Annotated in this window: 13 protein-coding genes; 9 read left to right on the top strand and 4 right to left on the bottom strand. The window is 67.8% G+C overall.

The window, feature by feature from the left end:
* The first annotated feature begins 76 nt into the window (after positions 1-76).
* Genes ACYVF6_RS37145 through ACYVF6_RS37130 form a run of 4 tightly spaced genes read left to right on the top strand, consistent with a single transcriptional unit; the run spans position 77 to position 4,518 of the window.
* Positions 77-2,941 carry an ATP-binding protein gene (locus ACYVF6_RS37145; RefSeq protein ID WP_460528532.1) on the top strand — a complete coding sequence of 955 codons (2,865 nt, stop codon included), beginning with the start codon at positions 77-79 and terminating at the stop codon, positions 2,939-2,941.
* Between the two features lie 18 nt (positions 2,942-2,959).
* The gene (locus ACYVF6_RS37140; protein WP_460528530.1) at positions 2,960-3,673 is read left to right on the top strand and encodes a hypothetical protein; all 714 of its coding nucleotides are present in this window, start codon (positions 2,960-2,962) and stop codon (positions 3,671-3,673) included.
* Positions 3,660-4,091, top strand: a complete 432-nt coding sequence (locus tag ACYVF6_RS37135) for a hypothetical protein (protein WP_460528528.1) — start codon at positions 3,660-3,662, stop codon at positions 4,089-4,091. Before ACYVF6_RS37140 ends, ACYVF6_RS37135 begins: the two co-directional genes overlap by 14 nt.
* A 4-nt stretch (positions 4,092-4,095) precedes the next feature.
* Complete coding sequence (locus ACYVF6_RS37130; protein ID WP_460528526.1) at positions 4,096-4,518, top strand: hypothetical protein; 423 nt, start codon at positions 4,096-4,098, stop codon at positions 4,516-4,518.
* Here ACYVF6_RS37130 and ACYVF6_RS37125 read toward each other — a convergent pair.
* The 3 genes from ACYVF6_RS37125 to ACYVF6_RS37115 all read right to left on the bottom strand — a co-directional run bounded on the left by ACYVF6_RS37125 (position 4,498) and on the right by ACYVF6_RS37115 (position 7,050).
* Positions 4,498-4,674 carry a DUF397 domain-containing protein gene (locus tag ACYVF6_RS37125; RefSeq protein ID WP_460528689.1) on the bottom strand — a complete coding sequence of 59 codons (177 nt, stop codon included), beginning with the start codon at positions 4,672-4,674 and terminating at the stop codon, positions 4,498-4,500. The two genes, ACYVF6_RS37130 and ACYVF6_RS37125, sit on opposite strands and share 21 nt — an antisense overlap.
* A gap of 125 nt (positions 4,675-4,799) precedes the next feature.
* Complete coding sequence (locus ACYVF6_RS37120; protein ID WP_460528524.1) at positions 4,800-5,330, bottom strand: DinB family protein; 531 nt, start codon at positions 5,328-5,330, stop codon at positions 4,800-4,802.
* A 52-nt stretch (positions 5,331-5,382) separates the two neighbouring features.
* The gene (locus ACYVF6_RS37115) at positions 5,383-7,050 is read right to left on the bottom strand and encodes a dolichyl-phosphate-mannose--protein mannosyltransferase (RefSeq protein WP_460528522.1); all 1,668 of its coding nucleotides are present in this window, start codon (positions 7,048-7,050) and stop codon (positions 5,383-5,385) included.
* Between the two features lie 104 nt (positions 7,051-7,154).
* Here ACYVF6_RS37115 and rsmI point away from each other — a divergent pair, with 104 nt between their 5' ends.
* Both rsmI and ACYVF6_RS37105 read left to right on the top strand, forming a co-directional pair.
* Positions 7,155-8,000 carry a 16S rRNA (cytidine(1402)-2'-O)-methyltransferase gene (gene rsmI / locus ACYVF6_RS37110; protein ID WP_460528519.1) on the top strand — a complete coding sequence of 282 codons (846 nt, stop codon included), beginning with the start codon at positions 7,155-7,157 and terminating at the stop codon, positions 7,998-8,000.
* Positions 8,001-8,177: 177 nt separating this feature from the next.
* Positions 8,178-10,427, top strand: a complete 2,250-nt coding sequence (locus ACYVF6_RS37105; RefSeq protein ID WP_460528517.1) for a serine/threonine-protein kinase — start codon at positions 8,178-8,180, stop codon at positions 10,425-10,427.
* An 8-nt stretch (positions 10,428-10,435) separates the two neighbouring features.
* Here the strand turns inward: ACYVF6_RS37105 and ACYVF6_RS37100 are convergent, their stop codons facing one another.
* Positions 10,436-11,002 carry a HEAT repeat domain-containing protein gene (locus tag ACYVF6_RS37100; RefSeq protein WP_460528515.1) on the bottom strand — a complete coding sequence of 189 codons (567 nt, stop codon included), beginning with the start codon at positions 11,000-11,002 and terminating at the stop codon, positions 10,436-10,438.
* Between the two features lie 26 nt (positions 11,003-11,028).
* Here ACYVF6_RS37100 and metG point away from each other — a divergent pair, with 26 nt between their 5' ends.
* From metG to ACYVF6_RS37085, 3 genes are all read left to right on the top strand, one after another.
* Positions 11,029-12,618, top strand: coding sequence for a methionine--tRNA ligase (metG, locus tag ACYVF6_RS37095; RefSeq protein ID WP_460528512.1), 1,590 nt, complete (start codon positions 11,029-11,031; stop codon positions 12,616-12,618).
* A 204-nt stretch (positions 12,619-12,822) separates the two neighbouring features.
* Positions 12,823-13,656: a TatD family hydrolase gene (locus tag ACYVF6_RS37090; protein ID WP_460528510.1), complete on the top strand. Its 834-nt coding sequence runs from the start codon at positions 12,823-12,825 to the stop codon at positions 13,654-13,656.
* Positions 13,657-13,924: 268 nt separating this feature from the next.
* A complete protein-coding gene (locus tag ACYVF6_RS37085) occupies positions 13,925-15,070 on the top strand; it encodes a ubiquitin-like domain-containing protein (protein ID WP_460528508.1) in 1,146 nt (381 codons plus the stop codon).
* The last annotated feature ends 106 nt before the right edge of the window (positions 15,071-15,176 follow it).

Raw genomic sequence — 15,176 nt, 5'->3', positions numbered from 1 at the left:
TGGGCCGTTACCCCTCCGCTGTCCTCGTTCGGGTAAAAGGGACGGGGACTCACCGACCGTCGAATGAGGAGACGCTGTGCCGGATTCTGGGCCGGACTCGGGTGCGCCGTGGCTTGGCTGGGTCGGCTCGGCGCCGATGGTGCGGGTCGTCGAGCTGCCGCGGCCGTACGTTCCCGAGGGTCAGGTGCTGCCGGCCGATCCGTTCGGGCTGGAGCGGCTGGCGCTGCTGACCGCGGCGTTCCATTCGGGTGCGGAGCCGGTGGGCTTGCTGTGGGTGCGGCCGCCGAGTGGCGGGCCGGTGGAGCTGCTCGGGCTGGGGCGCTCGGTGTTCCCGCTGTCCGCCCGTACCAAGCCGGTGGCCGCTCCCGCGCCGGCCGAACGGCTGGCGGGTTTCGGCGCGTGGACGTCGCTCACCGGCCGGTTCGACGAGCTGCGGCTGACGTCCGAACGTGAGCGCGACCGCGACGCCGCCGGGCGGCGGCCGTCGCTCGAGTCCGGGCTGCTGGCGGTATGGGACGCGCCGTTCGCGCTGGCGGTGTTCGCCGCTCCCGTCCGGCGCGGTGAGCTGACCGAGGCGATCCGGGCCGCGGCTGACCAGGTGCGGGAGCATCGGCGCTTCGCCGAGTCGGACCCGAACCGGGGTGTGGAGTACGAGCGGGTCCGGGCCTGGCACCGCGAGCTGCGCGAGGCCGAGTCGTCCGGCTTGTGGTGGGTCGGGGCGTGGGCCGGCGGGGTGGACGCGGCCGCCTCGAAGCAGGTGGCCGGGCTGACCGTGGCGTCGGTCGACCTGACCGGACGTCCGTACACCCTGGCGCCAGGGGCGACGGTCACTGACATCGCCGCGACCAAGGGCTCGGCGTTCCTGGCGGGGGCGGAGCTGGTCGCGTCGATGGCGCGCACGCCGACGCGGGAGGTGCCGGGGATCCGGCTGGTGCTGCAGTCGGAGTTCGACGTAACGGCCGAGTCACGTGAGACCGGGAGCGACGGTGTACAGATCGGTTCGGTGCTCGACCACGCGTTGCGCCCGTCCAGCGGGCTGCGGCTGCCGCTGTCCAGCTTGAACCGGCACACGTTCGTCTGCGGCGCGACGGGTGCGGGCAAGTCGCAGACCGTACGGCATCTGCTCGAAGAGGCAACGAAACAAGGGGTTCCGTGGCTGGTGCTGGAGCCGGCGAAGGCGGAGTACGCCCGGATGGCGGCGCGGCTGCCGTCGCACTCGGTGATCGTCGTGCGTCCGGGGGACGCCTCCGCGATCGCGGCTGGGATCGACCCGCTGCGGCCCGCTTCCGGCTTTCCGTTACAGACGCACCTGGACCTCGTCCGGGCCTTGTTCTTGGCGGCTTTCGAGGCGGACGAGCCGTTCCCGCAAGTGCTGTCGGCGGCGCTGACGAAGGCGTACACCTTGCAGGGCTGGGATGTGGCTCTCGGGGAGCCGTTGGATCGGTCGCACACGCCGCGGTATCCGACGCTGTCCGATTTGGAGCAGACGGCGCTGCAGGTGGTGGAGGACATCGGGTACGGACGGGAGGTGGCCGACAACGTCCGTGGCTTCGTGCGGGTGCGGCTGGCGTCGTTGCGGCTGGGAACGACTGGACGGTTCTTGGAGGGCGGGCACCCGTTCGACATCGGGAAACTCCTGCGTAGCAACGTCGTTCTCGAGATCGAGGACGTCGGCGACGACCGCGACAAGAGCTTCATCATCGGCACAGTGCTGATCGCGCTGACCGAGCATTTGCGGGTGGCGCAGCGCTCGGCGGCGTTCGAGGGCGGCGGCCTGCGGCACCTGACGGTGATCGAGGAGGCGCACCGGTTGCTGCGTCGCACCGAGGGCCATGGTGCGGCGGCTCAGGCCGTCGAGATGTTCGCGTCGCTGCTGGCCGAGGTGCGGGCGTACGGCGAGGGCCTGGTGGTGGCGGAGCAGATCCCGGCCAAGCTCATCCCGGACGTCATCAAGAACACCGCGGTCAAGATCGTCCACCGCCTGCCGGCGCGCGACGACCGCGACGCGGTGGGGGCGACGATGAACCTGTCGGCGGCGCAGTCGGCGTACCTGGTGACGCTGGAGCCGGGCACCGCCGGCGTCTTCTCGGACGGCATGGACCAGCCGCTGCTCGTCCGCATGCCGGACGGCACGTCGGTGGAGACTTCGGGCTCGTCGGCGACCCTGGACGCCCGCGGCATCGTCCAGCCGTTCACCGGGCGCTGTCAGGCTGACTACGGGCTGACCGCCACGACCTTGGCCGACATGGTGCGTGGCCAGCGGCTGGTCGAGGACAACCCGCTGGTGCGCTGGTGGGCCGAGATCGCCGTGATCGCCCATCTGGTGGGCGCCGCCACGCCGGACGTTCCCTCGGGCGTGCGCGATCTGCTGGGTCGTACGCCGGAGTCCAAGGTCATCGCCTGCGCGCTCGCATACGCCGTCGACGAGGCGGTGGCGGCGCGGAGCAGTGCACTTGTGAAGCAGATGAGCCCGGCGGCCTTCGCCGAGCACATGGCGGGCGTACTCACCGCGCTGGTCGAGAACCAGCCGCCCGAGTGCGAGACGCCGGTCGAGTGGGCCTGGCTGGCCGAACCGTACGTCTGGGAGCCGCAGTTCAGGGTCCTGCTCCTCCGAGTCCGCGCGGAACAAGGCGACATGCCGCCCCACCCTCGGCTGCGCCACTGGATGGCGGCGTTGAACCGGACGTTCACCGCCAAGGAGGCGACCGAACAACTGGAGGAGGTACGCCGGATGAGGCTGGAGGCCCTGGACGACGATCGCGCCAACAACCTGGTGTTCGGCACGGCTCCGGTGTCAGCCCTGGAATCGTCGATCGACCTCCGCCGAGACGAGGCGGACTGGCCAGCCGCCGTCCGGCGCATGCTCGCGGAGGTGGGGGCTCCCTGGGCTGACGGGTACCTCATCTTGGGTGACCACGCCTTCGACGGTGACGGTACGTGATGGGCTGTTATGGTGAGCGTGGACGGGGCAGCCAGGGATACGGGTGGGCACATGGGGAGCTTGGAAACACCGGGCAGGGACGATCATCCCGATCGGCCGGCCGAGGTCGCGGCGCCGGCTGAGGCGCCGAGGGCAACCGCCGGTCAGAACGTGGAGCGCACATCGGCGGCGGGTCTGGCCACGGCGATCAGCCAGGATGACAAGTCCGGGCCGGCAGACATCGACTTCGAGGCCTACGACCCGAAGCATCCGCGCGGCACGCTCCTCGTCGTTGGGCAAACCGGTTCGACGGACGATCCCAAGCGCCTCGCCTACGAGGGCAAGGGCGACAAGGTCCACGACGTCCCACCCTCCAACAAGCCCATCCCCGACGACCCCAGTGGGCAAGACCTCACTGAGGTGTTCGACGATGATGACAAGCCGACCTACGACCGTGTGCGGGACAAGGCAAGCTCGCAGGAGTTCATCGAGGGTTTACAGGACTCCGGCAAAGGGCTCGGTCAAACCGCTTGGGAGGCTGTGCAAGACAGGCCCAAGGCGACTGGTGCCTACGTCGGCACACCCAACGAGCCAGCGGTCAACGCGCAGACCCAAGGCTCTCCGGATCTCGGCCTGTTGGCTCCGTTGTCCGTGCTCGCCTGGATAGGGTCGGAACGAACTGCTCAGTTCATTCGCAAGCAGTTCAACGAGCTCAGGCAGTCGAGAGGAGATCGGCCCGATGGCGACAACTGACGAGCAGGTGGCGACCCTACGAGCCTTCCTGACCGAGGACCGCGAGGAATACGACCGCATTTGGTCCTCCTTGGTCGACGGTGGAGAGAAGGAGGGCTACTTTCGGCTGCTTCTGGTGGCCTTCACCGAGGCGGTGAGGGCTCAGTTCCGGGGCAAGACGCGCGGTGACATGGTCGAGTGGATCGCTGATCTTCGTGCCAGTCAAGATCCGGGAGGAAGGATCGATCCCGGTGTCGCGGAGCGGCTTGTCTTGTGGGTCTTCGGCAAGGGGTCAACTGACGGCATCGACTTCAACACCGAAGCTGAACACCAGATGATGCTCCTCTTCTTCTTGCTTGAGGAGCAAGGTCTCGACGAGCCGGGCCTGGATGCCTTCCTGACGAAGGTTCGCGGCTTGACGGATGAGATTATGAGCTGAGGAAATGGTGTCTGAAGTCCACGTGGCAGCGGTGCGGGCTCTCCTGGCGCGTGATCTGGAAGCGCATGCCAGTCTGCTTCGACAGATCGATCGAGAAGATGCCGCCGACGCATATGGCCTGTTCTTCAAGGCGACGTTCCAGCAAGCGGCTTGGCGCAAGTTTGGGCCGAGGGCGACACGAGCGGACATCATTCGGTTCGTGGGCGATGTTCGGGCAAGGCAGCCATCGAATGCAGAGGACCTCGATGCCCGGATCGCTGAGCGATTGCTATGGGGAGTCCTGGGTGATCGGGAGGCGTTGCAGGGGCTCACGGGCGAGGACACTGCACTGATGGGTCCCCTGCTGCTTGAGCTCGTCGGCACGCTGACCGTCGAAGAGATGCTGCTCGCCGAAGCGCAGGAACGGCTAGAGGCGACCGTCGCGTAGGGCGGACGTGAAGGCGAAGAAGGATGCGGCCGGGAAGTTGAGGGCGGCGCCAGTTGGGTCCTTGCTGTCGTGGATTGCGATTTGGCTGCCGAGTGACGCGGTTTCTACGCAGTTCGTTCCACCGCCGCTGCTGTAGCTGCTCTTGCGCCACCTCATGTTCGGCATCCGGCACGCCCTCCTGCTTCACTCCAGATCGGCTATCGCTGCTTCTTCACCCGAGCCAAGGCCGCGCGACACACGGCCGAGACCGATCTGGCGTGGCTGATCTCGGCGTGGGGGAACTAGGCGACCTCAGTGACGGCGTCGTGCAGATGGCGGACGTAGCCGATTTCCGCCGTGTTCTTCATGAGTTCGGTGTTGGCCCAGGCGACCACGTGTCCGAAAGGCTTTGTGCCGCGCATAAACCATTGGCTCCGCTCGGAAGAATCAAGTTCGGAATCCGAAATAGATTCTAGTCCACACGTCCACTGCATTTTGCACATGCGCAACCAGTCAACCGTCGCCTCGGTGGAGCCGGGCCAGTCGACGTCCTCGCGTCGAAGCGTCCCGGCACCGAACGAGTGGTCGTAAGCGCTCGTCCACCACGACCCAACGTGCCAGGTCAGCCAGGCGATGGTTGGCGCAGGTGCCGGCGTTGGCTCGGGCACCTCCCAGTCGGCCACCCAGCGCCCTGAAGGGGACTTGCGTACGGTCCAGCAGCGTGGCGCGGGCTGCCAGAAATATTCCTCATCCGTCAAATCGGACAAGTGCAATTCCAACAAAGAATACGCCACCTCAAGCTGCCACCGCAACAAATTAATTCGACTCTCCATACCCGTCGATGATGTCACCCGAAAGGCAAGAAAGTCTTGCGATTAAACCCGCCTACGACCAGGAGCGGAACCACATCCGGTCCAGCCAGGCTTCCTTCGGAATCACCTCGCTGGACAGGATCGGATAGAGGTACGCGAAGTTCAGCAGCACCAGCAGCAGGAAGCCCCCGACGACAGCCGCGCCCCACATGCGGCGGTTCGGAGACGCGTCCGACGGTCCGAGGATCTTCCCCAGCACCAGCGTCACCGCGATCACCATGAACGGCAGGATCACGACCGCGTAGAAGTAGAAGATCGGCCGGTCGGCGTACATGAACCACGGCAGCCAGGTCGCCGCCACGCCGATCACCGGGACGCCGAAGCGCCAGTCGCGCTGGGCGATCCAGATCACCAGGCAGGCGACGAGTGCGGCCACGCCCGCCCACCACAGCGCCGGAGTGCCGATGCCGAGGATCTCCTGGACGCAGTTGTTGGTCTTGCAGCCCTGCGACGGCCCGATGTTCTCGACCCAGTAGAAGGCCACGGGCCGCGCGATGATCATCCAGCCCGACGGGTTGGACGCGTACGGATGGCTTTCGTGCAGCGTCGTGTGGAAGTTCCAGATTTCCGCGTGGTAGTGCAGCAGCGACTGCAGCGGCGCCGGAAGCAGCCCCAGTACGCCGGCGTACCCACCGCCCGCCGACGACGCCCACTGCCGGTCCCAGCCGTCGCTGGTGGCGAACCACCCCGACCAGGACGCGAGGTAGACGACGACGGACGAGACCACGATCGTCACGAACGCCAGCACAGCGTCGCGGATGGCACGCAGCGCGTTCTCCACCGTCAGCACCGCGCCCACGGCTCGCCGCGCGCCCAGGTCCCAGAACCACGTCAGCAAGCCGAACGCCGCGATTACGAACAGCGCGTTCCACTTCGTCGCGACCGCCAGCCCGAAGCACACGCCCGCAGCCAGGCGCCAGGGGCGCCACAGCAACCCCGGCCCCCACCCGCCAGGCATGGAGAAGCGGCCGAGCGGCTCCGCGGCAAGCGCTAGCCGCCGTCGCATCCAGTCGCGGTCCAGAAGCAGGCAGCCGAACGCCGCGATCACCCAGAACATCAGCGGCAGGTCGATCAGCGCGATCCGGCTCTCGACGAAGTGCAGCCCGTCCAGCGCCAGCAGCAGACCGGCGATCGAGCCCATCAGCGTCGAACGCGTCATCCGGCGTACGATCCGCGCGAGCAGCAGCACCGACAGCGTGCCGAGCAGCGCGACGGCCACCCGCCAGCCGAACGGGTTCATGCCGAACAGCCACTCGCCGAGCGCGATCACCCACTTCCCCGCCGGCGGGTGGACTACGAACGACGCGCCCTGGAAGAGCTGACCCTCGTTGAGGTTGCCCCCGAGGATCATGTCGTTGGCCTTCTCGACGTACTGCCGCTCCACGCCGAACTGCAGCAGGCTCCAGGCGTCCTTGGGGTAGTACGTCTCGTCGAAGACGAACTTCGCCGGATAGCCGAGGTGCCAGAACCGGACGACACCGGCGAACGCGGCGATGAACAGCGGCACCAGCCAGCCGAGGAAACGGTCCGACGGCATCGCCGGGCTCAGTCGTTCACGCAACGGCGGCAACGGCCGGCCGTCGGTGTCGCGACCCATTACGGCAACCTCTTTGGGCATCGGGCGCGGCCGCGGCTCAGGCGCGTCGGCACGCGGCTCCAACTCGTCTGCGGTCGTCGTCACGCGGGCCATCGTACGGATCTCGCCTATGGATGTCTGCACTCATCCGGCCCACGTGGCGCGCGGCCGCCCGGGCCCACCCCACTCCTGCCTGGAAGGATGACGGGGTGTCCGAAGGTGTGCTGGTACTCGCGGGAACCCCGATCGGTTCGATCGACGACGCGGCCCCCCGGCTCGGTTCCGAGCTTGCGGAGGCGGACGTGGTCGCGGCCGAGGACACCCGCCGGCTGCAGCGGCTGGCCGACCGGCTGGGCGTGGTCGTACGCGGTCGCGTCCTCTCCTACTTCGAGGGCAACGAGGCGCGCCGTACCGAGCAGCTCCTCGCCGAGCTGGAGGATGGCAAGCGGGTCGTCCTGGTCACCGACGCGGGCATGCCGTCGGTGTCGGATCCCGGATATCGCCTGGTCAGCGCCGCGATCGAGGCCGGCATCCACATCACGGCCGTACCCGGTCCGTCGGCCGTACTGACCGCCCTCGCGCTGTCCGGGCTGCCGGTCGACCGGTTCTGCTTCGAGGGCTTCCTCCCGCGTAAGGGCGGCGGGCGCTCGACGCGGCTGCGGGCGCTGGCGGCCGAGGAACGCACGATGGTCTTCTTCGAGGCGCCGCACCGGCTGGCGGAGTCCCTGCGCGCGATGGCCGAGGCGTTCGGCGCCGACCGGCCGGCCGCGGTCTGCCGCGAGCTCACCAAGACCTATGAAGAGGTACGCCGCGACTCGCTCGCCGCGCTCGTCGAGTGGGCGGACGGTGGCGTACGTGGCGAGATCACGGTCGTCGTGGGTGGCGCCCCGGCGCGCGCCGCGGCCGAGGAGCTGAGCGGTGAGCAGCTGGCCCGCTTGGTGGAAGAGCGCGTCGAGGCCGGTGCCACGAAGCGGGACGCGGTGGCCGAGGTCGCCGCTGAGCTGGGCGTTCCGCGACGTACGGTCTACAACGCCGCCGTCGCGCACCGGCAGTGAACGCAAGCTGGGCTTGCTCGTTTAGCCTTGTGTGCGGCTTGGCGGCAGGGGCGGAGAGCGGCGCCAGGCAACCACTCCGGCTGCGTTGCCGTCCATAGTCGACGGACGCCGTTGCCGGGTGTCTACAGATGTTCGCGAACCTTTGGGGAGGCGAGAGGTTCAATGGGTGGCCCGCGCGTGCTTGTCGACCGCTACACGGTCGTGCGCCAGCTCGGTGCTGGAGCGCAGGGCACGGTATGGCTCGCGCGCGACGAGAAGTTGCGTCGCGAGGTCGCGGTCAAACAGGTGTCGCACACAGACCAGCGTTTCGGCGAGGCGGCCGAGATCGCGCGCCAGCGCGCCATGCGTGAGGGGCGGATCGCGGCCCGGCTGAATCATCCGAATGCCGTCGCGGTCTACGACGTCGCGGTGCATGACGGTGACCCGTGGCTCGTGATGGAGTACGTACGGTCACGTACTCTCGCCGAGGTCGTACGCGAGCAGGGCGGGATCTCGCCGAAGCAGGCGGCGGCGCTGGGCGCGCAGATCGCGGGCGCGCTGGCCGAGGCGCACCGGCTGGAGATCGTCCACCGGGACGTGAAGCCTTCCAACATCCTGATCACAGAGGACGGCCGGGCGAAGATCACGGACTTCGGCATCGCGCGCGGCAACGACGACGCGACGCTGACCGCGACGGGACTGGTGACCGGCACGCCGGCCTACTTCGCCCCCGAGCTGGCCCGCGGAATCACCGGCCCGACCTCGGCGACGGACGTCTGGTCGCTGGGCGCGACGCTGTATTACGCGGTCGAGGGCATGCCGCCGTTCGGTACGGACGACAACCCGCTGGTACTCCTGGGGCGGATCGCCTCGCAGGAGGTGCAGCGGCCGGTACACGCGGGCGAACTGGAGCACGTCCTGCTCCGGATGCTGTCGCGCGACCCCATCATGCGGCCGACCATGCGGCAGACCCGGGCCATGCTGTCGACGATCGCGGGGACGATCTCGAACGTACCGGTACTGATCGCCGAGCCGAACACCGAAGAGAACGACGCGATAACCGACGCGCCCGACAAGACCAAGGTCGTGGAGCAGCCGGTCGTCGCCAACTCGCCGGAGCCGGACGCCGCCGGACTGGCCGGGGTTGCCGAAGCGGGCACTGGTGCTGGTGGAGCGGATGCCGCGGCGGAGCTGGATGCCGGATCGGCGGAGGCCGGTACCCGAGCCGGTGAGGCTGAGCCTGACTCGGCCGAAGCGGGTGCCGATGATGATGGAACGGATGGCGCACCGGAGTTGGAGGCCGATGGACCGGTGGACGCCGACGCCGATGCAGCCGGTACGGATGCCGGTGCTGCCGCTGATGATGCGGACGACGCGGCCGAACTGGACGCCGGATCGGCTCAGGCCGACGCGGATGCCGGTGACGAGGCAGGGGGCCCTGGACCGGCTGCCGGCGACGACGCCGACGTGGGTGGGGCAGCCGCTGGAGCTGCCGAACCGAGCTCGGCCGGCGAGGCCGAGCTTGGCGCGGCGTCCGATGAAGCAGCGGGGGACAGCGCGAACATCGACACTGGCGATGGCGAGGACGCCGCGCGGCCCGGGGTGGCGGCTACTGGAGGGTCGACGGCTCGGTACAGCGAATCCTCGGACAAGCCCTGGTCCACAGACCAGGCGTGGGAGCGCGACGAATGGCTGTTCGGATCGTCGGATGTTCGGAGATCCGCCCCGGCGGGAGAGCAGCCGTCGGTCTCCGAGGCGCCCGCTGAGCCAGCCGAACGTTACGAGACGCTCGCCCCTGCGGCTCCGCCAGGCGGGCTCGACCTGGGCAGCGACCAGTACGACGACCAGCCGCTACCGGATCCGCGCCGAGGCCGGTTGCGGAAGCGCGGCATCGTGCTGATCGCCGCGTGTGCGTTCATGCTGGCCGTCGCCGGCCTGGGGTCGTACCTTCTGCTCGGCAACCGTGACCGCGACCTCAACGCCGGTCCGACGGAGACCACGCAGAACACGCCCGTGGAGCCCAAGGAAACCGCGAAGGCCAAAAAGCCGCAGCCGTCCGAGCAGCCGACCAACAAGCAAACCCCGACCAAGGAGCCGAAGCCGACCACGCCGCCCGCCACCCCGCCCGGCTCGCCGATGCGGGCGGACGCGATGACCGCGCGCGTGTCCGACTACTACGCCCTGCTCCCCAACCGGCAGCAGGAGGCCTGGAACTGGCTCGGCCCCAAGCTGCAGGCCCAGGGCTTCCGCTCGTACACCACCTGGTGGTCGTCGGTGCGGAGCGTCAGCGTCTCCAACCTGCGCGCGAACCCCTCGAGCAAGACCGTCACCGGCACGGTCCGCTTCGTCATGAACAGCGGCCGGACGTCCAGCGAACGCCACACGTTGGGCCTGATCGAGACCGCTGACGGCAAAGGTCTGCTGGTCAACACCGACAACCGGTTCTGACTCGCGGCTCAGTCGCGGCCCGTGAGGTCGCGGTCGAGGCGTTCGGACATGCGCCGCAGCGCCCTCGAAGCCTGGGTACGCACCGACGGCTCGGGGTCCTCGAGCAGCGCACGCAACGGCGCGGCGTGCTCGGCCTCCCCGATGACCGCCAAAGCCCGCGCCGCGACCGCCCGGACCCGCGGTGTCGGGTCGGACGTCAGCGCGGCGACCGCCTCCGCCGCCGCGCCGAGCTCCCGCAGCGCCGCCACCTTGCCCGCCATCTCCCGCACCCGCCAGTGCTCGTCGGACAAGCCGGCGAGCACCGCCGGCTCACCGGCTGGCGCCCAGGCGTACAGCATCACCCGCAGCGCCCAGGTCCGCGTCCAGTAGCCGGCGTTGCCCCAGGTGCCGTTCAGCGCCATCTCACCGCCGCCGTTCGTGATCGCCACCAGCAGGTCGGGTTTGTCCCGCCAGGAACGGTCAAGGACGAGGGTGGCGCACTCAGCGACCAGCTCCGCCTCGCCCCACGAGGCGACGGCGGCGCGGATGACTTGGGCCGGAGTGGGCCGTTGTGCCGAGGCACCGGATTCAGTCATACACAGATTCTTTAGGATCGGGGACCATGCCGCTGGACCACGAGCACCGCAAGGCGTTCTACATCACGACGCCCATCTACTACGTCAATGATGCCCCGCACATCGGGCACGCCTACACGACGATCGCCGCGGACGTGCTCGCGAGATGGCACCGGCAGCGCGGCGAGTCGACCTGGTTCCTGACCGGGACCGACGAGCACGGCCAGAAGGTCATGCGCACCGCCGAGGCGCACGGCATGTCGCCGCGGGAGTGGTGCGACCAGCTGGTGCGCACGGAGTGGGTCCCCGTGCTCGACGTCATCGACGCCAGCAACGACGACTTCATCCGTACGACCGAGCGCCGCCACACCGAACGCGTACGCGAGTTCTGGCAGCACCTCGACGACGCGGGCGAGGTCTACCAGGGCAACTACGAGGGCCCGTACTGCGTCTCGTGCGAGGAGTTCAAGCTCCCGTCCGAGCTGCTCGACGGTGAGAACGGCGAGAAGCTCTGCCCGATCCACGGCCGTCCGGTCGAGATCATTCAGGAGACGAATTACTTCTTCCGGCTCTCCCAATACACCGACAAGCTGCTCGCCTATTATGAGGAACACCCGGAGTTCATCGAGCCGGAGAGCGCCCGCAACGAGATCGTTTCCTTTGTACGACAGGGATTGCAGGACCTCTCGATCACCCGGTCGACATTCAACTGGGGTATTCCGGTGCCCTGGGACGACGAACACGTGTTGTACGTCTGGATCGACGCACTGCTCAACTACGTCACGGCCGCGGGATATCGCGCCGACCCGTTGACGTTCGAACGAACCTGGCCGGCCGACGTGCATTTCGTCGGTAAGGACATCGTTCGCTTTCATGCGGTGATCTGGCCGGCGATGCTGATGGCGGCCGGACTTCCGTTGCCTCGCAAGGTTTTCGCGCATGGCTGGCTGTTGGTCGGCGGCGAGAAAATGAGCAAGACCAAGCTCACCGGAATTCACCCGAGCCAGATCGTCGACGTCTTCGGTTCGGACGCGCTGCGTTACTACTTCCTGCGCGCGATCCAGTTCGGCTCCGACGGGTCGTTCTCCTGGGAGCACCTGCACGCTGTGTACACCTCGGAGCTCGCGAACGGGCTCGGCAACCTCGCGTCGCGAGTGGCGGCGATGGTCGGCCGCTACTTCGACGGCGCGCTGCCCGAGGCGACCGATGTCGGGCCGGCCGAGGAGACGCTGGCGACGAAGCTCGCGGAGACCGTGAAGACGGCGGACGAGGCGATGCTGGCACTGCGCTTCCACGACGGGCTGGCCGCGGTCGACGCGTTCGTCGACGCGGTGAACGTCTACGTCACCGAGCAGGAGCCGTGGAAGGTCGCGAAGGACCCGGAGGCCCGGGACCGGCTGGCGACGATCCTCTACACGGCGGCCGAGTCGCTGCGTGCGATCGCGGTCCTGCACAACCCGGTGATGCCGAAGACGGCGGAGTCGCTGTGGACGCAACTGGGCGCTGAGCAGGCGATTGGCAAGCTGAGCACCCAACGGGCGCAGGACGCGGGCACCTGGGGCCAGCTGCCGGCGGGGGCCCACGTGACCAAGGGCGACGCGCTGTTCCCGCGCGTCGAGGACCCCGACGCCTCATGACCACCAGCACCGCCGCGCGGCCTGCGAATGACCACGTTAACCACGTGTTTGGCTGGTTAACGTGGTCATTAGGGCCGCGCGGCGGAGTCGCGGCCTCTGCGCTTCGCCACGCCAGTAGGTGCTTCGCCACGCGCCGGGGCGTGGTTAACCCGCTGATTGCGTGGTTAACGTGGTCATTCGCGGCGGACCGAGGGTGGGCGGCGCATGAGTGAGCGGCCGCCGCTACCGGAGCCCTTGGCAGGCACGGTCATCGACTCGCACTGTCACCTCGACTCCGGCCGGGACGGCGAGCCGCCGCTGCCCGTCGAGGAGGCGCTGGAGCTCGCCGCGAGCGTCGGTGTGTCCCGGATCGTCCAGATCGGCTGCGACCTGCCGGCCGCCCGCTGGGCCGTCCAGGCGGCCGATCGCCACCCCCAGCTGGTCGCCGGCGTCGCCCTGCATCCGAGCGAGATCGGTGACTTCGTCGCCGCCGGACAGCTGGACGACGCGCTGAACGAGATCGACCAGCTCGCCGGATCCAGCCCTCGCGTACGCGCCGTCGGCGAGACCGGGCTCGACTACTACTGGACCAAACCCGCAGGTCACACGGCCCAACAAGACGCGTTCCGGGCCCACATCGAGCTCGCCAAGCGGCACGACAAGGTACTTGTGATCCATGATCGCGACGCCCACGCCGACATCCTCAAGGTCCTCGATGACGCAGGGCCCCCCGACCGCGTAGTTATGCACTGTTTCTCCGGAGATGTCCAATTCGCTCGCGAGTGCGTCCGGCGCGGTTTCTACCTCTCGTTCGCCGGAACGGTGACCTTCAAGAACGCGAATTCACTCCGCCAGGCACTCAGTGTAGTCCCGACGTCACGAATCATGGTCGAGACTGACGCTCCGTATCTCACGCCGACGCCTCATCGCGGCCGGACGAACGCCAGCTACCTGCTCCCTCTCACTGTGCGTTACTTAACACAAGTGAAAGAAATAGGCGAGTCCGAGCTCTGTAGTGAATTGACTACGACTACGGAAAGTGTCTTTGGCGGCTGGTAAAAATCGGATAAACCGCCCCCGACTGTGAGATGGATTACATCTACGGACGGTGTTTTTACCCGGCATTTCTTCTTGATCGACTTGCGCACCCATAAAGCGCCCGTTATGGTCCCGTGACGTTGGCCGGGATCGGAACTTAAATCCCGGGCAGTGCACTAGAAGCCTTTTCGTTCAATAGCTCGTCGGGGTAGCCGAGTTGGGAGCGGAGGGCTTCGTTTCGTGTGCAGGCCCGGAATCCGTACCCGGAAAGTGCAAGCATCGGAGCACTGTGCGTACTGCATTTTCCCGCAAGGGGATCATCATCGGTGCAGCCTGCATCGGAATGGTCGGCGCATTAAGCATTGGCGCCGCCGCTTATGCAAGTATCGATAAAGCCGTCACACTTTCCGTGGATGGTAAAGATCGCACGATTCACACGTTCGGCAGCAATGTGTCGGATGTTTTGGCTGATCAGAGCATCAACCTGGCATCACGTGATCTGGTGGCCCCAGTCCCTGCTGCAAGCGTTTCCGACGGCACCCGAATCGTGGTCCGTTACGCGCGTCCGCTGTCGCTGACCGTCGACGGTCAGAAACGGACACATTGGGTCACAGCACTGAACGTCGACCAGGCGTTCTCCGAGCTCAACCTGCGGTACGACGGCGCCAAGCTGTCGGCCAGCCGGAGCGCGGGGATCGGCCGGAGGGGCATGACTCTCGACATCCGCACGCTGAAGCACGTCACGGTGAAGCACGACCGCCGCTCGACGCCGCTCCAGACGACCGCGGTGACCGTCGGGGAAGCCCTCAACGACGCGAACGTCAAGGTCGACGCCGACGACCGGCTGAAGCCGGGACTCGCGGCCCGGGTCTACGACGGCTCGGTCCTCGCGGTCACCCGGGTGGACGTCAAGGCGCAGAAGCGCAACGTCCCGGTCGGCTACAAGAAGGTCCGCAAGTCCGATTCGTCCCTGTACAAGGGCACGACCAAGACCGAGCGGTCCGGCCAGAAGGGCCTCAAGGCTCAGGTCCTCCAGGTGCTCTACCTGGACGGCCGCCGGACCAAGGTCACGGTGACCTCGGAGAAGTGGGTCAAGAAGCCGGTCGACCAGATCGTCCGGTACGGCACCAAGGAACGTCCGCAGAGCGACGGCGGAGGCAACGGTGACGGCGGAGGTGGCCCCGTTGGTGGGGGCGTCGACAGCCTGAACTGGTCCGCGCTGGCCGACTGCGAGTCGAGCGGCAACCCGGACGCCTACAACCCGGCCGGGTACTACGGGCTCTACCAGTTCACGATCAGTACGTGGCACTCGGTGGGCGGCTCCGGTACTCCGACCGACTACGGCGCGGGTGAGCAGACCTATCGCGCGAAGCTGCTGTACCAGCGCGAGGGCTCCAACCCGTGGCCGGTGTGCGGTAGCCGGCTCTACAGCTGACGAGCGGCCGGCCAGGCCGTCGCTCGGTAGAGCTGACAAGAGCAGAACGCTGTGGGCGCCCGCGGCTGGGAAACCAGCCTCGGGCGCCCCGCTGCGTTTCAGAGGC

Source organism: Flindersiella endophytica (assembly GCF_054779015.1).
This window is presented reverse-complemented; position numbering and strand designations above follow the sequence as displayed.